At 44.3% G+C, this 20,289-nt stretch carries 11 protein-coding genes; all 11 read right to left on the bottom strand.

The genetic code is table 11. From position 1 onward, the window contains the following. Window positions 1-48 precede the first annotated feature (48 nt). Window positions 49-1,338, bottom strand: coding sequence for an MFS transporter (locus U2P89_RS10745; protein ID WP_322191401.1), 1,290 nt, complete (start codon window positions 1,336-1,338; stop codon window positions 49-51). A 22-nt stretch (window positions 1,339-1,360) separates the two neighbouring features. Continuing rightward, complete coding sequence (locus tag U2P89_RS10740; protein ID WP_322191400.1) at window positions 1,361-1,738, bottom strand: four helix bundle protein; 378 nt, start codon at window positions 1,736-1,738, stop codon at window positions 1,361-1,363. 76 nt (window positions 1,739-1,814) lie between these two features. After that, window positions 1,815-3,137 (bottom strand): SpoIID/LytB domain-containing protein, encoded by a 1,323-nt coding sequence (locus U2P89_RS10735; RefSeq protein WP_322191399.1) that lies wholly within the window; start codon window positions 3,135-3,137, stop codon window positions 1,815-1,817. Between the two features lie 108 nt (window positions 3,138-3,245). Then, entirely contained in the window at window positions 3,246-4,730 is a 1,485-nt protein-coding gene (locus tag U2P89_RS10730; RefSeq protein WP_322191398.1) for a glycosyltransferase family 2 protein, read from the bottom strand. A gap of 111 nt (window positions 4,731-4,841) precedes the next feature. Further along, on the bottom strand, window positions 4,842-7,910 hold the full coding sequence (locus tag U2P89_RS10725; RefSeq protein WP_322191397.1) for a fibronectin type III domain-containing protein: 3,069 nt from the start codon (window positions 7,908-7,910) through the stop codon (window positions 4,842-4,844). Window positions 7,911-8,015: 105 nt separating this feature from the next. Further along, window positions 8,016-9,476 carry a glycoside hydrolase family 10 protein gene (locus U2P89_RS10720; RefSeq protein WP_322191396.1) on the bottom strand — a complete coding sequence of 487 codons (1,461 nt, stop codon included), beginning with the start codon at window positions 9,474-9,476 and terminating at the stop codon, window positions 8,016-8,018. 115 nt (window positions 9,477-9,591) lie between these two features. After that, a complete protein-coding gene (locus tag U2P89_RS10715) occupies window positions 9,592-10,959 on the bottom strand; it encodes a DUF4623 domain-containing protein (protein WP_322191404.1) in 1,368 nt (455 codons plus the stop codon). A gap of 81 nt (window positions 10,960-11,040) precedes the next feature. After that, on the bottom strand, window positions 11,041-12,825 hold the full coding sequence (locus U2P89_RS10710) for a RagB/SusD family nutrient uptake outer membrane protein (RefSeq protein WP_322191395.1): 1,785 nt from the start codon (window positions 12,823-12,825) through the stop codon (window positions 11,041-11,043). Between the two features lie 19 nt (window positions 12,826-12,844). Further along, window positions 12,845-16,555 (bottom strand): TonB-dependent receptor, encoded by a 3,711-nt coding sequence (locus tag U2P89_RS10705; RefSeq protein WP_322191394.1) that lies wholly within the window; start codon window positions 16,553-16,555, stop codon window positions 12,845-12,847. A gap of 362 nt (window positions 16,556-16,917) precedes the next feature. Next, complete coding sequence (locus U2P89_RS10700; RefSeq protein ID WP_322191393.1) at window positions 16,918-18,063, bottom strand: FecR family protein; 1,146 nt, start codon at window positions 18,061-18,063, stop codon at window positions 16,918-16,920. Window positions 18,064-18,282: 219 nt separating this feature from the next. Beyond that, window positions 18,283-20,283 (bottom strand): SusD/RagB family nutrient-binding outer membrane lipoprotein, encoded by a 2,001-nt coding sequence (locus U2P89_RS10695; protein WP_322191392.1) that lies wholly within the window; start codon window positions 20,281-20,283, stop codon window positions 18,283-18,285. Window positions 20,284-20,289 lie beyond the last annotated feature (6 nt).

Here is a 20,289-nt window from a genome sequence, read left to right as displayed (position 1 = left end):
TATCACCGAAGGCACTGTCACGCGTAACGTACTATCTGATTACTCAGCTTATTCTTCTGCTGGTGTTTCTTTCTTCGCTTTCCCAAAATCCTTATCTACTTTCATGAAGGGGATCAACACGAGGGTAGGGATGGTGGCCATCATAATAAAAACAAAGAAATTCACATAACCCAGTTGCTCCTGGATCCAGCCGGCAGCCATGCCCGGAAGCATCATTCCCAGTGCCATGAATCCCGTACATATAGAATAGTGCGCTGTTTTATGTTCGCCCTGAGAGAAATAGATCAAATAGAGCATATAGGCGGTGAAGCCAAACCCGTAACCCAGTTGCTCGATGGCTACTGCTACATTTACCCAAATAAAACTTTCGGGTTGGTATATTGCCAGTAAGAGATAGGCGGCATTGGGTAGGGTGATAGCCAGTGCCATAGGCCAAAGCCAGTATTTTAATCCTTTACGCGATGCAACGATACCGCCAATGATACCTCCAAGGGTGAGGGATATCACGCCGACCGTACCATAGGCGAGACCAACTTCCTGTGTGCTTAGTCCTACGCCTCCCACTGCCCGGGCATCAAGCAGGAAAGGGGATGCCAGCTTTACTAACATGGCTTCGGCCAGCCGGTATAAAAGCATAAAGGCGATAGCTAGTCCGATCCCTTTCTTCGTGAAAAACGATTTGAATGTGTTCCCGAACTCTGTCATTACCTCCTTTGGGGTATGTGCGACTTTTCCCGTATCGCTTGCAGGGTAGGGCAACATAAAGCGATGCCAGGCAAAGAAAGCGATAAATAAACCTGCCAGAATGAAAAAGGTAATGCTCCAGGCATATGGGATATTACCGGTACTTTTCTCGAGGAATCCGGCCAGGATCACAAGTAGTCCCTGCCCCGCAATGGAGGCGAGACGATAGAAGGTGCTACGTATGCCGACAAAGAATGATTGCTGTGAATCGTCCAACGCGAGCATATAAAAACCGTCGGCAGCGATATCGTGTGTGGCGGAACTGAAGGCCATCAGCCAGAAGAATGCGAGTGATGCCTGCAGGTAGAATGGGGTGGGTAGGGTAAAAGCAATACCCGCGAATCCGGCGCCGATCAGCAACTGCATGGATACGATCCACCACCGTTTGGTTTTCAGGATATCCACGAACGGGCTCCAGAAGGGTTTGATGACCCATGGAAGGTAGAGCCAGCTGGTGTACAGGGCTATTTCGGTATTGGATAATCCGAAGCGTTTGTACATAACTACGGAAACGACCATTACCGCTACGTAGGGTAAACCTTCGGCAAAATACAAGGTAGGGATCCATGCCCAGGGATTGCGTGTTGTTTTCATTAAAATTACCAATTAAAAATTACTAATTACCAATTAGATATTGCTTTTTGTGGTTTTTTGAATTGCCGTAATAATACGGATAATTTCTTCCATAATCTTCTAACAAGCTATCACATTGTTCTGTAGAGATATAATTGGTATCTCTCAATAATTTTAACCAGAAACGGGTTTCACGGGCTTCCCGGTATGATAGGCCCAATTTGGCCAGAAAATCCTTTCGGGAAAGCCCTCCGACAGACTCTTCGACATTTGCACCGATAGATGTTCCACTTCGTAGAATTTGTCGAGATAACTCAAATTCCTTTTTCTCTTTACATAAATACTGATATAACTTCACAATTCTTATCGCATAGTTATATGTCTTATCTAATATAATATTCTCTTTCTCAGGATAAACCATAATCAACCATTGTAATTAGTCATAAGTTTAATATCCCTTTCCTGATATAAACCAACCAATCATTAGTAATTGGTAATTAGTAATTAGTAATTGTTTCAGATGCAGGAAAATAATGTGCCAGTATCTCATTATAGCTGTATCCTTTTTCTGCCATAATAGCGGCGCCAATCTGACATAACCCAACACCATGTCCCCATCCGGCGCCGGTGAGTATGAATGTCTGAGGAATTCCGTTTTCGTCTTCGTCCTGTGTATCGACTATGAATGCGGAACTATAAAGGTGTGACTTCGATAAGGTACGCCGTATTTCCAGTTCTTTTCCAATTGTCATCACCCGTTCCGTTCCGATGATCTTCAGACGGATGATACGGCCGGAAGCACCTCTTTCGAGGGGTTGCAGGGCGATGATCTCACCGAAATCGATCCCGGAACGTTCTCTGATAAGGGTCGATAACTCTTCCTGAGAATAGGTTATCTTCCAGCGATAGAAGTCGGCTGTTTCCCGGTCATAATCGTTCAGCACTTGTTTTAATACATTTGCATCCTGGGTGTTACAAAAAGCAGGAGGTGAAGTGCGGATCCATTCCTCCGCATTGTCTTCAACAGTCAGGTCGGGCAGGGGTGAACCTTCAGTATAGTCGGGTTTTGCCTGCAGATAGGGATGTATTATGGGTTCCCATACGTTCTCGAATGTTTCCATCACGCCGCCGCAACACTTTGAGAAGCGGGCGTCGCAGATGGTACCGTCATAGAAAAGGACTTCTCCCCATGTTTCCTGAATCACCTTTTTTACCAATTCGGTGGATTGACGGGTGATCCCCTGGTAGCGCTGGCAGTGGTCGTCGGCACAGACGTCGAACCGATTGTGATTCTCCCGGTCGTACCAACGGAATATCTCGGTTGGTGTTTCGAATGACGTTTGGTAATGGGTGCCGGTACTTTCAAGTGATTGATTTTTGTGTATCTGTGCCAGCAGCCAGCTTCGGGAGATGACAGCATGTGCTTTCAGCAGCTCTTCGGAACTTGTAGCACTCATTTCGGATGAGATCACGCTGGTGAGGTAATCTTCTAATGAAACGATATTAATCGCCGAGAGACTGCCGTTTTCCACGATAAATTTCAGGCTACCCAAAAAATATTGATCTTCCTTTCGTTCCCAATGAAATTGCACACCGATGATCACATTTTTCAATCCGAAAGCATTGTGATGCAGATCATCGGCTTCGAAAACGAGTTCATCGGATATCTCCCCCTTGAAAAGGATCTTTTCCCCCGAGATTTCAACCGAATAATCTCCCGGCTGTATTTCCCGACCGTTCGACTTATAACCGTCAGGCAGCGAAAAATCAATTTTTTGCTGTTGCAATAATATGCCTACATGAATCAGCGGTTCACTCATATTTTAATTACCAATTACTAATTACCAATTACCAAATTACTAATTGATAGTTGGTTGTGGGTTGTTGAATATCATTTTAACTTTCAATTGTCAATTATCCATTGTCAATTATCCATTATCCATTATCCATTGTCCATTGTCCATTGTCACCTTCTTCCTTGCCTGTAATTCCCATGTCCTGATCCTGTCTTTATAAAGGTTATGTGCGTTCATTTTCACTATATCGAGCGACGCATCACTATTATCCTCCCAACGACGGCAGAGGTAAAGCACATCATAAATACGGCCTATCTGGTAGCGTCGTGAGATATTCAATCCCAGGGCATAGTCCTCACCATAACTGGTGTTAGGCACTTTTATATCGCGCAGTACCGGCGTATAGAATGCGCGAGGGGCTCCCAAGCCGTTGATGCGCAAAGCGTTATTCCGGCCGTTATCGGGTGTCCATTCGCGATGGTCGATAATGCCCGGTGGAATCTCCTCCATATGGAAGTTGGTCATCCGGTAGGTGCCTACCACCATGGCGCATTGCTGTTCGTAGAAGGCGTCGACAATTTTTTGCAGGGTATCTTCACCGCTGTAGACATCGTCACTGTCGAGTTGTACGGCAAATTTTCCACATTTCGGGTGGTGTACTCCCCGATTCCAGCATCCACCTATACCCAGGTCGTCCCTCTCCGGGATAATATGTATCAGTCGTTCATCATCTTTAAATTCGTCGATAGCCTCTGTGGTACCGTCCGTAGAGTAGTTATCCACCACAATAAGATTGAATGGGAAACTAGTCTTCTGTTTCAATACGGATGCGATGGCATCTTTAATGGTTTTTACACGGTTGCGCACCGGAATGATCACAGAAGCTTCATATTCGAAATGATCTTTGTTGAATTCGATTTCTTCGAATTGTGGTGCCAGGTAGGCTCCCACTTCTTTCAGGTGTTGAGTGCAGGCCTGTTCCATCTCGATCTGCACCTGCCGGTTTTTCGGATCCACGTAATCGAATATTTTTTCTCCCGATGCACGTTTGTCCTCTTCTATCTCCGTGTAAAGGTATTCATTGATATGTATCAGCGGATGGTGTTGTGAGACTTTGAGCCGCAAGTCATATAGTCCGGCGAACCGGTAATCCTCATTCATCCTTGCTGCTGCCTCTTTGAGTGCGTCTGCATTATAGAGCAGCAACGATCCGAAATTGAAATCGTCACGCAGGCTTCCTTCCTGGTAATCTATCACAGGATGATTCTTTTTTTCGCCATCGATCACCGCATAGTAGTCAGTATAGACCATTCCTGCGCGGGTATCCTCTGCGATGCGCATCATCCGTTCAAGGGCAAAATACCCCGGTTTCAGCACAGATGGTTTTTGATAGATGAGCGTGTAATCAGTGGTAGATTTACCGGCGATTTTTCTGATTGTTTCCGTGCTTTGCAGTCTATCGATGATAATCTTTTCACAACCTTCCAGAGTTGTCATAGTTTCGTCTGGTGTAAGCAGATAAATGCTGTGTATCAGTTTCGACTGTTTAAGTTCTTCTACTGTTTTTCTTGCCTGTTCAGGTTGTGTGAAAAGAATAAAGGCGTTTATTTTTTGCATAAAATTCAAATTTAATGTGCTAATGTGACTAATGTACCAATCCCGACGAGTCGGGACGTGTAGTGCCAATATGCTAAATTCTTATTTCTAATTTTTCAATCATCAAATCAACTAATCAGTTAGGGCATCAACCAGTCCTTTCACCAATTTATTCCGGTTCTCCGTGCCTTTTACGGCTTCTATCGGAAATCCCAGTATGGCGGTACCATATTGTTCCCCTTTGTATATGACGCCGGCGCTTAGATTATTCTCTGAATAGCGAAAGACGGTAAAGGCATTCCCGTCTGCCGGTTCGATGGCATCGGGATATTCCACCACATAGCTTTCACTGTTCAGGGTATTATAATAGGACCAATTACCGTGAATAGAGGGAAAGGGCGAAACCACTGCTTTGACCTCTCCGTTTACTGCCCCATAATTGTTGCGCCATTTGTATCTGAGGGTGTTTTGTGCCCACTCCCTGTCTTCCGCTGATGCATAGGGGTTGTCCCACAGGTCGGTTCCCACGAAAGCACCGCTGACGATGATACTGCCGCCATTGTTACAATAATCGGTAATAGCTTCCTGGTTGGATTGGGAGAATGTTTTGAACCGCGGTGGTTTTGCTCCCCGTGCTACCGACCATTCTCGTTGTTTACCCAGTATCCAGTCCACAATACTATAGGAGTTTAAAGATAAACTTTTATTTTCAATAGCAGCGACAGATGAAGATACAAATGAATAGCCTGCTTCGGCAAAGGCTTGCCCGTGAATAAAGGGGTAGTCGAAAGTATTACCTGCAATTGCGGTAGTTTCGTAATTCGCACCGCTGTCACCGAAACCCGATGCGTCGTCGTCCATCCAGGGGACCACACGCCGGAACTCGTGCTGGGGACCGATAAAATAGTGATCGGCGAGATAGGGAACGCCGTTATCCACATTTCCTGCAAAACCGGCGATGCTGTCTTCGGAGGTAGTAAAACTGAACGGAGCGGAAACCCTCGTAAATCCGTTTACGATTAAGACTTCCCCTCTCTGGTCCGTTTTACGGCATACGGAGAGTATCTCCGACGGAAAGCTGATCCCACCGTCGTTCACAGCCACTACCTTAAAACTGTAAACAGTGTCTTTTTGTATGGATGTACTGTAACTGTTGCTATTCACAACGATTCCGTTATCGAATCCTCCACCGTTAAGGCGGGTATAGACTGTATACCGGGTGGGAGTTGCCGACGGTTCCGCGGGATCGGGCGATGGTTGCCATTTCAACTCCACTTCCGTATCACCCGAAAAGCGGGCGCTGAATTCTTTTACAGGAAGTGGTTGTACTACGTAAGGACGGTTGTACTGGTTCGCCAGGAACCGGAGCATCCCCTTGTAGATGGAACGGCTTACAGTAAAGCGGAAAGAGGGGTCCAGTCCGTAGCGCATATCAGCGAAGTTTTGATGGGATAACAACTCCAGTAGCATGGTCGGTACATTAGGCATCCGTGCTTCGGCATAGGAACGATTCCAGAGATGGCGGCGTGTCCATTCCGGTTCGAATTCGCGCCGTATATCGCTTACGATCTCTTCCATCACCAGTTCGGAGAGATCGCGTGATGCCCATCTCGATCTTCCGCTTTCGAATAACCCGTCGTTAAAATGCGTCATATAAATACCGAGTGTACCGACTATGGTATCTCCCCAGAAAGTCCCTGCATCGGTATGGAAAGCAAAAGCCATGTCTACAGGGATATTGAGCCCCTCTTCCTTGGGCAGTACCGGCGATCTTCCTGCCAGCCAGTTCACCCATGCACCGCGTGATGCATAGTCGTCGGTATAATCATTCTTCCCTTCAGTACGGTTGTATACACTGTCGGGTACGCCCGCCCACTGCATCCAGTAACGTGCTCCCTCGGTATAGCGTGGGTAGCCGCTTATCTCGGGTGAATAGTTGATCTTTGATATAAGTGTTTCCTTAGAAACCTGTTTTTCGGAACTTTTTGTATTTTCTTTTTCAAATCCGTCGGGGTGGGGCATTCTTGCGATATTTCCCATTCCTCCTCCAATTTTTATCGCATCGGCAGTGACAATCCTCCCTGAACGACTGCTCTTGTTGGTGAGTGTTATTTTATGACTATTCCCTTTGTCGAGATAAAAATATCCCAGAAATATCCAGGTGCCGCCCCCCATTTGCTGGTTGACCCGGAAATCGGTTCTTCCACCGGCATGATACACGCTGTAGAGCGCGTCGTCGCTACTGTTTTTAACCGTTTGATAGGATACATAGACACCATATTTTCCCTTTTCGGGAATATCGGGATACCATTCGGCGAGGCTCTCTTCACCGCGGGTTATTGTCTTGATTTGTCTGGCTGTTCCCATCCCGAACGGATTTTCACCATCCAGATAGATCTCTTTTGGGTTGGCAAAACCTGCAGAATTGGTATTTTGCCATCTTTCTTTTCCATTGATTTCCCGGTATTGTGAACTACCATATCTGCCTGAATGCCCGGAACGGTTCCCTCCGGTAACATCATCATTGTCTATGATCAGTTCCGTTTTGTTATAATCCCGTTCGCGCGGCATCAGTACGTTAGCTCCTGCATTCTCAAGCATCGGGACCAGGAACGGCAGGACATAACTCTGTGTGTAAAGGTCTTCTACCGTTTGGAAGATACGTGCCCGCTGCCATTCCCACCGTCCCAGTTTCTGCTCGTAATACCAACCATGGCTTTGCCACAGTGCAATATGGTTGTTTTGCAATCCTTTGTCGAAATCTCCCATAGGAGAAGAGATATTGGTGACGAGCGGTTTTTTTACCCGGTGTGCGATCATCCGGTTCTTGTCTTTCTGCTTACTCCGGAAGAAATTGGGAATCAGGTGGCTGATCTCCTGTCCGTCGGAAAAAACGCTTATGCGATATTTTTTCTGTGCCGGGGGGAGGTGGTAACGCACGCTGTCGTAGATATGCAGTACGGTATTCTCCCGCATGGGTAAGTATGATAGCGAGAGGTTGGTGTGCAACTCCATACTCTTTTCCCGTTCATTCATCGCGATGCTGTCCACCGTAACCCTTCCGGGGCGCAGCATGACCTCCTTATAGATATTGGTGAGGGAACTGTTCAACTTTTGTTTCAGAGAATCGTCGGCAAGATTCCGGGAAAAAGCAGAATAAGATATGAGTAGTATCAACAGAATAAAAATGGATTTTCTCATGCGGCTATTTTATCTTTTCTTTTGGACAATGAGATCAAGTACAACAGCATCATTTTTGACACAGTAATCTTCCTCTCACAGACAAAGATATCAAATATAAAGATATTAGTTATTCATTTCCACTATTTCTGATGGTTCACTCTCATTATTGTCCGCATTGATGGTTGTCACACAGTAGGACCCCCGGGAAGTCACTGGAAGACTATTTTTGTCTGTGATTGCCAGTACCACACCCTCTTTTTTGACATCGGCGAAATAATAGACTACGGATCTGAGGTTTCCCTGTTTGGCCCAGGTCAATTGCCCGTTTTCAATTTTCACGTTTGTTGGTTTTGTTGGAGCAGGAGCCACTTCACGTCCCAAAAACGGAATAACGGCCGGATTTTTGTAAATATCAGCCAGTTTATCGGTGATGTTGATGTTGTTGAAAAGTACAAATCTGGCGCTATACATGGCATTTCCCTTCACTTTCTGGTTTTTGCGGGTCAAGTCGAACTGTCGTTGTAGTTCGGCAGTCGATTGAAAGGGTGAGGGACTTGTACCATCGCCGAATTTATAAAGGGCATGCCCTATCATCGGCGCGGCGGTATAGCTGTATTGTGTCCACCAGCCTAATCTTTCCTGAAAATCGTTGTAGGGGTTGCCCACCTCCTGGTATAATTGCGGCATTACCACATCCAGCCAGCCTTCCTGGCACCATTTGCGCACATTGGCAAACAGGGTGTTTAAATTATAATCGGGACTGGCTGCGGGGGAAATGGTAAAAATAACCCCCGGTTTGGTGGCCACAATTGCATCGTGTACTCCCTTGATAGCCATATCCACATTCGCTCTTCTGAAGTCCTCAATAGAGTTGTAGCCCGCACCATATTTCTGATAGTCGGGCGCATCGGAAACCATTGTGCCTGCGGAAGAAGGATCAGGATAGAAATAGTCGTCAAAATGAATTCCGTCTACATTGTATTTCGTTATAAGGTCTTTCACTATATCAGCCAGACGCTGCCTTACCTCGGGTAAAGCAGGATTGTATATCTGTATTTTCTCGTGGCTGACTACCCACTCGGGGTTGACCGATGGATGCAAAGCAGGATAGGGAGTCGCGTTACTGGCACGGGTGGCGATGCGATAAGGATTCATCCATGCATGGAATTCGATGTTTCTTTTGTGTGCCTCGTCGATGAGGAACTTTAGCACATCATACCCCGGATCCTTCCCCCTTTCACCGGTAATGGACACACTCCATGGTTCGTAAGGAGAGTTATAGAAGGCATCTCCCATCGGTTTAACCTGGAAGATAACCGTGTTGATATTCAGTTCTTCGAATCGGTCGAGATATTGGATATATTGGTCTTTCTGGGCTTGGATTCCATATTTACCCATAGGCCAGTCGAGTCCCCAGGCGGTAGTGATCCATACCGAACGCATCTCTTTTTTGGGGAAGATCAATTCAGCGGTCGGTTTCGGATCCGGATTATCGGGAGTATCGGTATCGGGGATGTCATCCTTACAGGAGATAACAAAAGCCGTGAACAGAAATAGAATATAATAATAGATTTTTTTTCTCATTTTCAGAAAGTTTATGCAGTAATGTTACCGCGGATAAAACAAATGATCAGAAAAATAACTTTGCCGGAAAGAGACCGGCAAAGCCATTTCTCATTAAGGAGAGTTTATTTCATCCTTACTCATCCAGTGATTTTTTAGGAAATTCAACCATAACAAACCCGGCGTCGTTGGAAGCGCCGTAGAGCACCAGTTTATCATCGTTGCCTTCCTCATCTTTGGTGACATGCCAGCCTGTCTGGGTAGAAGGAGACGCGTTTACCGGTCCAAGGAGAGAATATTGGAAAACGGGGGATTTGCTTCCGGCCTCAAATATTTCCAAGGCCTCTGTGATGGATCCACCCCTGGTAATATCATATACATACATTACCACCGGATCGCTTCCACCTCTTGCCGCAGTAACTGTCAACAGGTAACGTTCACCGTTAAAATAGACCACTCTGGGATCGGAAGCCCTGATGGGGATGGAGGTATTGTCCATTTTATATATCACCTCGGCATCAGCGTTAGTGACCATAATGGGTGCTTCGTGGCCGGTAAGCAGGTATTGATCGCTGTTCCCGATACGGTTTATATTCATGAATCCTCCCAAGCCTTTCTGAGTTCCTAAGATTGTTGGTTCGGATATCTCTGTAAAGTTGGTTACCTTAAACCGTAGTATCTGTGTTACGGCATTGTCTCCGAAGTAGATGTGGCCGTTTCCATTCTCATCCACGTTTACCGAGAGGTTGTCGCCATGACGTGCCCCCGCACCGGCTATCGTTCCCTTATTGATATTGGCGATTACCTGCGGTTCCTGTGAAGGATCTGTCCAGTGATAAATCTTTAGCGGCGAGACAAGGCCACCCGACAGATTGGCGATATAAGTATGTCCGTGCACCTGTGCTCCTAAGTTCACCGGGAACGTGCCACCTGTTACTCCCGTCAGATTTAAGGGGATGGGGTTGATCTCGCCATTTCTCAGATCATTTACGTCTAATAAATGTGACCCCATGGCATTGCGGGTGACAATTAATACGTGTTGACCATCGAATCCGGAACCTCGGGTTGTTGAACCGGTGAAAACGGGGTAAATGGGATTTCCCAATTCATTGTTGGTATGATCGATGATCTGAGGTTTATTAAAATCAGCGCCAAAGAGTGGGACGTTGAGCCTGAGTTCAACAAAATATTCACGAAACCTGGGTTCGTTGATCACTTTTACCACAATTGTATTGGCATCCACTCCCTCGGCAAAGTTGAAACTGTAGGTTTCACGGTCCAGTTTGGCACCATCTGACAGTTCAACCTCAAAACGGATAGCGGATACATCCGTTTCGGGATCTATTCTGGGAAATGATACTTTTTTTGATACCTCGTCCACCGTTCCCTCCACAACGGTATTTCCCTCTACACCGGCATTGAGTATCTTGATAGATTTCAATACGGTATATTTGTCTGATTCCATATTTTTCGGAAAATCTTCCTCACAAGACAGGAAGAACATTATGAGCAATGAAGCGAAAATTATTCCGCATTTTGGTGTGATATTGATTATTCTCATAGTAGGATCATTTTTTTAATGTGATTAATTCTGTGGCCATCCTTCGGTTTGTTGCAAAACATATCCTCTACTGGCATAATCATCTATTTGCGTTTTTCCGACAGGAGAGAGGTAAGGATTTACGTTCACCTGGTTCAGGAACGGTTGTCGCCCGTTAGTCACGATGTCTTTATAGAAACCCACCATTTGGGCACCATTCGTTCCATTATAGACGATTACTGATCCATCGGCTTTTGTTACCGAGAAAGCTTCGGGTTTTGCACTGGCAAGGTAATCGTTTGCCTCTGCCGGGAAGTTCACCCAGGCGCCTGTCAGTAATTCCGGATCACTGTCGGTATCCATATATTCGAGTTTGTACCATCGCTTCAAATCGATAAGCCTTCCATCTTCAAATATAAATTCCATGCGGCGCTCACGTCTGATTTCCCATAACAGGGGCGAAACGTTGGGATCTTTGCCGGGATCGTCGGGGAGCGCATCGAGCATCAGGGGAGCTGTTTTTTGTACGCCTTTCTCAATAGCTTCGGGTGCTAACGGCCTGTTACGTATCAGGTTGATAGTCCTGTCCAGGTCGGCTTGCGTGACAGCATCACCGCCTATGGATGCCAATTCGGCCTTGGCTTCGATCCAGTTAAGTAGAATCTCCGCGTAGCGAAGGACGGGTGCGTCGGTGATATTTTTACTACCTTTTAATTCATCAGGAGTAGTTCCTTCCTCTTCCGCCTTTTTTACTCCATACCTGGGGTAGAATTTGATGGGGAACAGGAAGGATCCTTTTGCGTTGATATTGGGTTTGTCGTAAAATGTCCCTTCAAAGCGGGAGTCTCTTGTCTTTACCAGGCTTGCAATCCTGAAGTCATTAGCTCCCTCAATATCGGAGTTTTGCCATACCTTTCCATCGACACAAATAAAGGATTTGAGCAAGGCAGTAGTTCCTCCGTAATTGATGGAGTTAAGAGGATTATTATAATGTGCCACACTGTGCGTAACGCTAACGGCATTGTCATATTTCCGGTAAAGGATACATTCCCTGTTATTTTTCAGATCGTTTGATGTGAACAGGCTTCGGAAGTCGGTATCGATTGCATATCTTCCGCTGTTCATCAGAAATTCCGCTGTTTCCATAGCGAAGGCAAGGAATTTTTCTGCCCGCGCGTTATTTTTATAATAGTATTTTTGCCAGGTCCCTTCGTACAGGGCGATACGGGAAATAAATCCTGCGACAATGTATCGGTTCAGGGATTGGTCGCCATCGTTGAGGCGCACATTAGCAAAAGCAAACTTCAGGTCATCGTAAACGGCATCCATCACCTCATTTCGTGGAGTACGGGGTTTATAGAGGTCATCCTTGTCTATATCACTCACCACATGATCGTAATAGGGTACGTCACCGTAGGCAAAAACCAGTTCGGAATACCTTAATCCCCTGAAAAACCGGCCGACTCCCATCCAGTGGTTATATGCCTCTTCCGAGAGGACACCCTCCATCCGGTTTCCAACCCTGTCGATCATGATATTGATGGATCGCAATGATGTCATACTCCAAATAGCGCTGTTGGGGACAGCACGGGTGAAATTTCCCTGATTCCCTCGTTGCACTACATCATCGGTAAATAAAGACACATCATTACTGTATCCGACAAAAAAGGTGGGATAGAATTTATTGGCATAGAGTCTTACTTTTTGTTCGGAAGTCCATGCGGTTTCATCGGTATCCTGGGTCAATTGCGGACGGTTGAGAAAATCTTCACATCCGGTAATCATCAGCATGATCACAGATAAAACGATAATTATGCTTATATTCTTCATACGATTAAATTTTTTCAATTTATAGACCAATTTGTACACCTATCGAGGCCGATTTAAAGGTGGGGTTACCGGTTCCGGTACGGTTGTTGTTGTAACCGCTATCACGAAGCATGGAGTGTCCGGAAATGGTTTCGGGATCAATGGGAAGTCCACGCAGTTTGTCGAAGGTGAAGAAGTTCTCCATTGAAACATATACGCGCGCGTTCGACAGATGGATGTTTTGCGTAATATTTTTTGGCAAGCTATAGCCGAAGGTGATATTTTTAATCTTCAGATAGGCCATGTTCAGCAAATAACGGGTCTGCTTCCTCATGACAAATCCCTCATCAGCACCATTCAAGTTCCATGCCCGTGGATAGAAAGCATCGGTACGGTCTTCCCTCCAGTAGTTTTCGGCGATGGCTTTGGGCATGGCTCCCTCTTTCGAGAAATATCCGGGGATAGCCAATTGTCCTGATCCCCATATTTTTCTTTTTCCTACACCTTGAAAGAAGATGGAAGCATCGAAATCCTTATAATCGATCCCCAGCCTCAACCCATACTCATAGCGGGGCGTGAAGTTGCCGATAACCACTTGGTCTCCGGGATCGCCAAAGGTATTTTTTCCTGCGGTGATATATCCGTCACCATTCACATCCACAAACTTAACATCACCGGGGCTGACCAACAGTACCTGGTTCCCATCCTCGAAGAAGGTTTGGTAAACAGGATTGTTCCCCGCTAACTGATTGGTACGTTTGGCCGTTCCTTCCCAGATGATCACAGTTTGTTGGATATTGCCATTCTCATCATACAGAAAATCATCTTTTTGATAAAGCCTGTCGGTCACAAATCCATATATGTCGCCATACCGTTTACCGGTTGTGTAAGTGTTTTGAATATTCCTGTTTTCCCAGGGGGTGTTCCAATCGGCTCCTTTGGTAATATCAGTAATAGCATCGGAGATATTGGCATTTACCCGGATATTGATACCATTACTGAACCGGTGTTGGAAATCGGCTGCAATCTCCCATCCTTTGGTACGCAGATTGCCATAATTGCCCTGAGGAGCAGTTGCTCCATAGGTAGCAGGCAACGCTTCACCCGGGATAATCATATTCTTTGTGTCGCGTTGGAACCATTCAAAGACAAGTCCCAATTTGTCTTTGAAAAAGCGTAGATCAAGTCCTAAGTTCAGCGATTCGATATCCTGCCAGGTAATTCCATCCGAAATAGGGACAGGTGTTCCCAATTGGAAGAATTGCTTTCCATCACTGGACAACCAACTGTTTTTACCTAAACTCATAGTGGGCTGGTAGAGACTGTTTGAGACAGACTGGTCACCGATAGATCCCCATGAAGCGCGGAGCTTGGCAAAGCTCAATACCGGTTGCAAAGGGTTCATAAATTGTTCGTTTGAGAGGATCCATCCCCCCGAGAATGAGGGATACCATTTCCAGCGGATATGCGCGGGGAATTTGGATGTGGCGTCGTAGCGCAGGTTCGCCTCCAACAGGTATTTATCCATCAATGAGTAGTTGATACGTCCGAAGAAGCCCACTTGTGAATCCCAGTTTGCTCCTCCGCCTACTGTTTCTTCACCCACCGTGAAAGCGAATTGAGGATTATTGCTGTCTAACAGGTCTGTCCTGTTTGACCAATGATTATTCCACTTATAAGCCACAACGTTGGAACCTACCATGAATTTGAATTTGTGGGTATCCTGCAAATTTAAATTGTAGGTGGAATAGGCATTAAAGGTGCTTTTATCGGAAAGATAAGAGTTTTGATAGAAATAACTTTGGTTTTCGGTTATATAGTTCGATGTGTAGAACCGATAGGCAGGTATACCGCCATCGTTTGTAATTTGTCCGGTATCGTCGACATATACCCGGTCTCCGTTATCATCTACCCATGCAACAGGTGCATACCAGTGCTCAAGGGCAGTGGATACCGGCAGTGACATGGTAAGGGGTTTCATTTCGGAAGTGTAGGCATAATCCGCCTCCACGTTCCAGTTGCTTGTTATGTCGATAGTGGTTCCCACGTTCAGGTTTATATACCTGTCCCTTTTGATCACATCGTTGGTATTCTTTGTGTCCCAATAGGGGTCATGAATTTCTTGTCCGTGTTCGGTAGTGGCAATAGGGAAAAGTCGACTCCACCTGTACAGATAAAGCCATGGGTCGGCTGCAAATGCCCATGCGCTCGGTGAGTTGGGATACCGTTTGGTTGCATCCGAATAGCGGGCACCTCCCCTTATTGTGAGGAAATCTGTTACTTTTGTAGAAATGTTCATATTTCCGGTAAGTCTTTTGTAATCATCATGATTGGCGGGTTTCATCATTCCCTCTTGTCCGAGATAACCGATACTTAGATTATAACTTGTATCGCCCCGTCTCCCGTTGAGTGATAGATTATGATTCTGTGAAAATGCGGAATTTTTGACCATCGCTTCTACCGGATCGTAGATTCTGTAGCCGAACTTATCAGTACCGTCATAAAACCAATCCCGACCGTATAATACAGGATCGGAATTCTTGACAGTTGAGCCATACAGTCTTTGCCATTCCCTGATTTTTTCAAGGCTTTCTTCATTTACACGCCAAAAACCTCCGGCCGGTCCACTGGTTTTCATGTTGCGGTGTGCATCCAACGTATATTCCAATCCTTCTACTCCTGCCAGTTCTATTTCCTTAAAAGGTTGTTGCCAAGATAAATTGGAGGTATAAGTGATATTGGTGGTCTCCGTTTGAACCCCTTTTTTCGTTGTGATGAGGATTACGCCAAATGCCGCTTTGGCTCCGTATATAGAGCTGGCTGCCGCATCTTTTAATACCGTAATGGTTTCGATATCATTGGGATTGATATATTGAATACTTGGGATTTCAACATTATCTACCAATATAAGAGGATCGCTTGACCCGGCAATGGAGGCTACCTGACCACGAATTTTCATGACCGGGTCGGAACCCACTTCACCACTGGGCACAAGGATGGAAAGCCCCGGAACTGTACCTTGTAATCCGCGTCCCAGATCGGGAATAGGGCGGCTGCCCATTGCCTCTTCAACATTGACTGTGGATACGGCTCCGGTGAGATTTACTTTCTTTTGTATTCCATATCCGACTACCACCACCTCATCCAATGCCTGGGTATCTTCCTGCAGTACGATTTTGAAACTTGTCTTTCCTGTTGTATTGAGGGTTTGGGACAGAAAGCCGATATAAGTGATACGGATGGAGGCATTGTCGGCTACCCGCAGGCTAAATTTTCCGTCAATGTCTGTAATGGTACCATTAGAGGTGCCTTCTTCAATAATATTGGCGCCAATAATAGATTCACCATTCACATCCGTCACCGTTCCGGTAATCGTTTTACCGGTTTGTTGTATCTCTTTGACAGTGACCTTTTCTTTCACCCTGTTTTCCTTTTCCACACTACCGGGTTTTCTTGAAATGGTTATCTGTCGGTTGACAATGGAGTAGGTAAGGTCTGTATTGCTTAGCAACATATCCAGAATTTCCTCCATAGATTTGTTGCTAAGGGAAGCGTTTACATTTTTCGACAGGCCGTTCTCTGTATTATCCATAAAGAGAAAGAGGTAATCACTGTTTTTTTCTAATTCACGAAATGCTTCTTTCAGCGTCACATTTTTCAATTCGGCACTAACTGTTTTAGACTGTGAGTAAATATTTTCAGCCGTAACTGAAAAGATGCAAAAGAAAGTGATTAAAAAATAGATTTTCATGATTTTTAATAACTTATCATTTTTTTTCGTGGCAAATAGTTTACATTTATACTTTTCTTGCATACCTTTGTTTTGAATTATAATTTGTTACCAATAAATTAGATTCACTTCGTAGATTTTGCTATTGCTTAGCATAACCCAAACAGGTTTGGTCTCTGCTTTTGCTTAACCGCAAAATTTACACTCGGGTCGAATAATGTTGCCGCATTATTCGACTTTTTTTCATTTTTTATCTCTCATAGGCATAAATAATTTTGAGTTAATAATAATATTCATAAAAGTTAAATATTTCCTTGCTGTGGTAGAGGCAAAACTTGTTTTGCCTCTACTTATTCAGCTTAATGAAAATATTGATTCTTTGGTTATTTACGGATGAAAATTGCTTTATCATTCTGTTTGTCATATTGATAATAAGTCATTTTTGAAAAAGCTTCAAGCACATCGTTCAAGTTCTCCGAAAGGAATAGTTTTCCCGAACAAGTCTGGTTATGCATATTCAAATCTGAAGCATATTGAAACTCTATATTGTAGTATCTTCCTATTTTTTTCAATACCTCGTTGAGGGGCGACTTATTAAATTGCATATAGCCGCTTGTCCAACCTATATAATCCGAGACATCCACCTCTTTTCGCATGATTTGTCCGTTTTCGATCTCTGCCATTTCATTCGGGTTTAATAATATGGTGCTTTTTTCACTTTTCACCTCCACTGAACCATTGACCAAAACAACGGATTCCCTTATATCTTCGGAATAGGAAGATACATTAAAGGAGGTGCCATAGACGGTGATTTGAGAATGTGGAGTGTAGATCACAAAGGGAGCATTGTTTTGTTTTGCCACTTCAATGAAAATTTCTCCTTCCACATTGATTTCTCTTCTTTTTCCGGAAAATGTGGTGGGAAATTCCATTTTCGTACCGGAATTCAAATGTACTTTCGAGCCGTCTGCCAATATCATGGTTGATCTCTTTCCATAGGGAACCAGAAGCGTGTTTGTCCTGCTATCGTTTAAATTAATTTCTTTCTTTGTAAGGGGATTCCGGATCACTGCACTGTGTTTCTTTTCAGATAGGTTCAGCGTGGAATTGTTATCTATTTCCAACACTTCGTTGCCGGTAAAAAGTTGAATATTGTTGTTACTCATCACTTCTCCAATGGAAGACACCCGGAGATCCATCTCTTCGGTTTTTTCGTGGAATATAAAAAGAGTAGATATTATCATAAGGAGTAATACCGCAGCGGCAGAAGAAGTGAGGATAATATTGAATTTCCGTTTCTTTTCTTTTTTAATCCTGTTTTTTAATTTCAGCAGAACTGAAGTATCATCCATTTGAAATGAATCTTGTTCGTTACGTATCGCGTCGAAAGTTTCAATAGCTTTATTGAACGCTTCCTTATACTCTTCGTTTTCCCTGATAAAACTATCCCAAAAGGTATTCAGTTCCCTTGTGGGATGAATTCTCCAGTATACAAAAAGGTCGTCACACAAAAAATCCTTATAATCCATATCTAGGCTTTTTATTATATTATAAAGACTGAATAAAAAGTAAAACAAGGACATTTTTAACTAATATTAACCTTGTATGGTTAAAGGATAGTAATAAACTGTCTCTTTCATCCGCAAGCTTGGTGGATGCATATTTAGGATGGTTAAAGAAAAATAACAGGACAATTTTTTAAAATTGTCCTGTTAAACACTTGGAAATTAGTCTATTTTCGATATATGCTATTTGAGTGTCGACTGAATATAAGAAAAATATTCGTCGTCTGTAGCACAATCCCACCAGACAGGACAACTCCAGATATATGATTCTAATGCATTTGCATTGGCCAGTTTTGCATTTGTGGAGTTATACTGGAGTTCAAGCCTGTCGGGCAACCTCCATCGACGCATCCAATAGGTAGGGTCGGTTTTTGATGAACCGATAATCTGGGCTTGTCCTGCAAATAAAGGACTCCGGTCATAACCCGGATAAACAATGCCAAAATCATCGATATTACCGGTGCTATAATTGAAACGGCGCATGTCGTTCCAGTTTTCGACACTACAACCCATAGCGAGGTATTTTTGTAACATGATATCACTCATGGTTAAATTGCCGGCATCCTGGCAAACAGCATCACTGGCGAGATATGCTGTTATAGCGCTCTCATCCATAGGCCACATATCCGGATTTGAATAACCGGCAGACTTCCATTCGGTCAATTTCGCCTGCATCATATCGATATGCGCCTTGATACCATCTATATACGCTTTATGGGCGTTGTCCTTATCCCCTTTTCGCATATAAACCTCAGACTTGATAAAGCACATCTCGTGATATGTGAGGATTTCCTGATCTGAATTCGGTCGAACCTGGAAAGAACCGGTGGATCCAACAGCTCCTTGGGCCTTGGATTCGGTTGTAAAGTACCAGTTCATATCCATTTCACCCAAATCAGCGTTGCCGGTCATCACCGAGTTATTGCGTAGATTAATATACACCGTATCACCGGCATATTTGTAACTTGTGCTGTTAATGTATAGTGATCCGGCTTTATAAGTAACTGTTACATCATTTCCGGAAACTGTATGGGGTTTTCCCGCCGATACTAATGACGCGATAAATGCTGCGCGGTCGGTGTCGTCATCAATAGTATATTTGATCTCTTTGTTAACATCCGCATAGTTCGGAAGTTGAATGGATGTGGCTCCTCCGGCAACAAGACGCGTGGCGTCACCATATATATCAACTCCTTCTGAGCGAAGCCACTCAAACTCTCTGACCTTATTGCCGGCATCTAACCTGATATTACTCATGGATGCCGGTACAATCTTGGTCATACGTGGATCTTCCACTTCTGAACCCCGCATATTTGTAAGCAAATCATAATAATATTTGGAGATACGTTGGTTGCTACCGTAAGCGGCATAATCCCAGTTGCCATTTGTCATAATAGGATCGCCATACAGATAATCAGTTACATCTGAAGAGCTATTGTAACAATGAGCCAAAGTGTTGTCATTGTTTGATAGGGGAGCTTTGGTCAGACAGTCCAGAATAGCATCGGGGTTATACAAGTCATTTTTCTTAGAGAGTTTCAGCAAATAACGGGCTTTTAACCCATAGCAGAGTTTCAACCATTTATTTACATCGCCTCCATTCCATATATCTCCTGATGAAAGATTGGCAGCGGTTATCTCCTGGGTCCGATTAAATAATTCAATCGCTTCGTCCAGTTTTGCAATACAACCGTTGAAAATTGTTTTTCCATTATCATATGCCGGGCTAGGGGAAGCTCCCAGTGCTTCTGTGTAGGGCATTTCACCGTAGAGATCCAACATTTGCATAAAACCCAATGTATGCATTACATTTGCTGCAGCCATATAATGGTAAGCCCCTTCTTCCTGAGCAGTATTATAGAGATCGTTCAGGTTAGCAGCAGCTGAAACAAACCATGTTTGATATGGGGTTGTGGTTGACCCCGCCTGACAAGCCCAGGTGACACCCAAGTGGTTATTATTCGCATTATTACTATAATAAACGCCGGCCTGGCACGCAGTACGCATATTGGTTACTCCGGCAGAATACATATAAAACTTCTGAATCCATGGCAATCTATTTGCAACCAATGCGCTCTTATTGTTAGGCGCGTCGGGGTCAATATTCACATCCAGCCAATCTTTGCAAGAAGTCGTGTATAATACTACACACAACAGTGTAATGTAATATTTTATATTTTTCATAATTTT

The organism is Proteiniphilum sp. (assembly GCF_034331125.1).
GTDB lineage: Bacteria > Bacteroidota > Bacteroidia > Bacteroidales > Dysgonomonadaceae > Proteiniphilum > Proteiniphilum saccharofermentans.
The sequence above is the reverse complement of the archived record's forward strand: the minus strand, read 5'-3'. Positions and strand labels throughout refer to the sequence as shown.

What these genes read in the sequence shown, in the direction of transcription:
- U2P89_RS10745 (WP_322191401.1), bottom strand. Translation starts at nt 1,338, where the DNA reads ATGAAAACAACACGCAATCCCTGGGCATGGATCCCTACCTTGTATTTT.
- U2P89_RS10740 (WP_322191400.1), bottom strand. Translation starts at nt 1,738, where the DNA reads ATGGTTTATCCTGAGAAAGAGAATATTATATTAGATAAGACATATAAC.
- U2P89_RS10735 (WP_322191399.1), bottom strand. Translation starts at nt 3,137, where the DNA reads ATGAGTGAACCGCTGATTCATGTAGGCATATTATTGCAACAGCAAAAA.
- U2P89_RS10730 (WP_322191398.1), bottom strand. Translation starts at nt 4,730, where the DNA reads ATGCAAAAAATAAACGCCTTTATTCTTTTCACACAACCTGAACAGGCA.
- U2P89_RS10725 (WP_322191397.1), bottom strand. Translation starts at nt 7,910, where the DNA reads ATGAGAAAATCCATTTTTATTCTGTTGATACTACTCATATCTTATTCT.
- U2P89_RS10720 (WP_322191396.1), bottom strand. Translation starts at nt 9,476, where the DNA reads ATGAGAAAAAAAATCTATTATTATATTCTATTTCTGTTCACGGCTTTT.
- U2P89_RS10715 (WP_322191404.1), bottom strand. Translation starts at nt 10,959, where the DNA reads ATGTTCTTCCTGTCTTGTGAGGAAGATTTTCCGAAAAATATGGAATCA.
- U2P89_RS10710 (WP_322191395.1), bottom strand. Translation starts at nt 12,825, where the DNA reads ATGAAGAATATAAGCATAATTATCGTTTTATCTGTGATCATGCTGATG.
- U2P89_RS10705 (WP_322191394.1), bottom strand. Translation starts at nt 16,555, where the DNA reads ATGAAAATCTATTTTTTAATCACTTTCTTTTGCATCTTTTCAGTTACG.
- U2P89_RS10700 (WP_322191393.1), bottom strand. Translation starts at nt 18,063, where the DNA reads ATGGATTATAAGGATTTTTTGTGTGACGACCTTTTTGTATACTGGAGA.
- U2P89_RS10695 (WP_322191392.1), bottom strand. Translation starts at nt 20,283, where the DNA reads ATGAAAAATATAAAATATTACATTACACTGTTGTGTGTAGTATTATAC.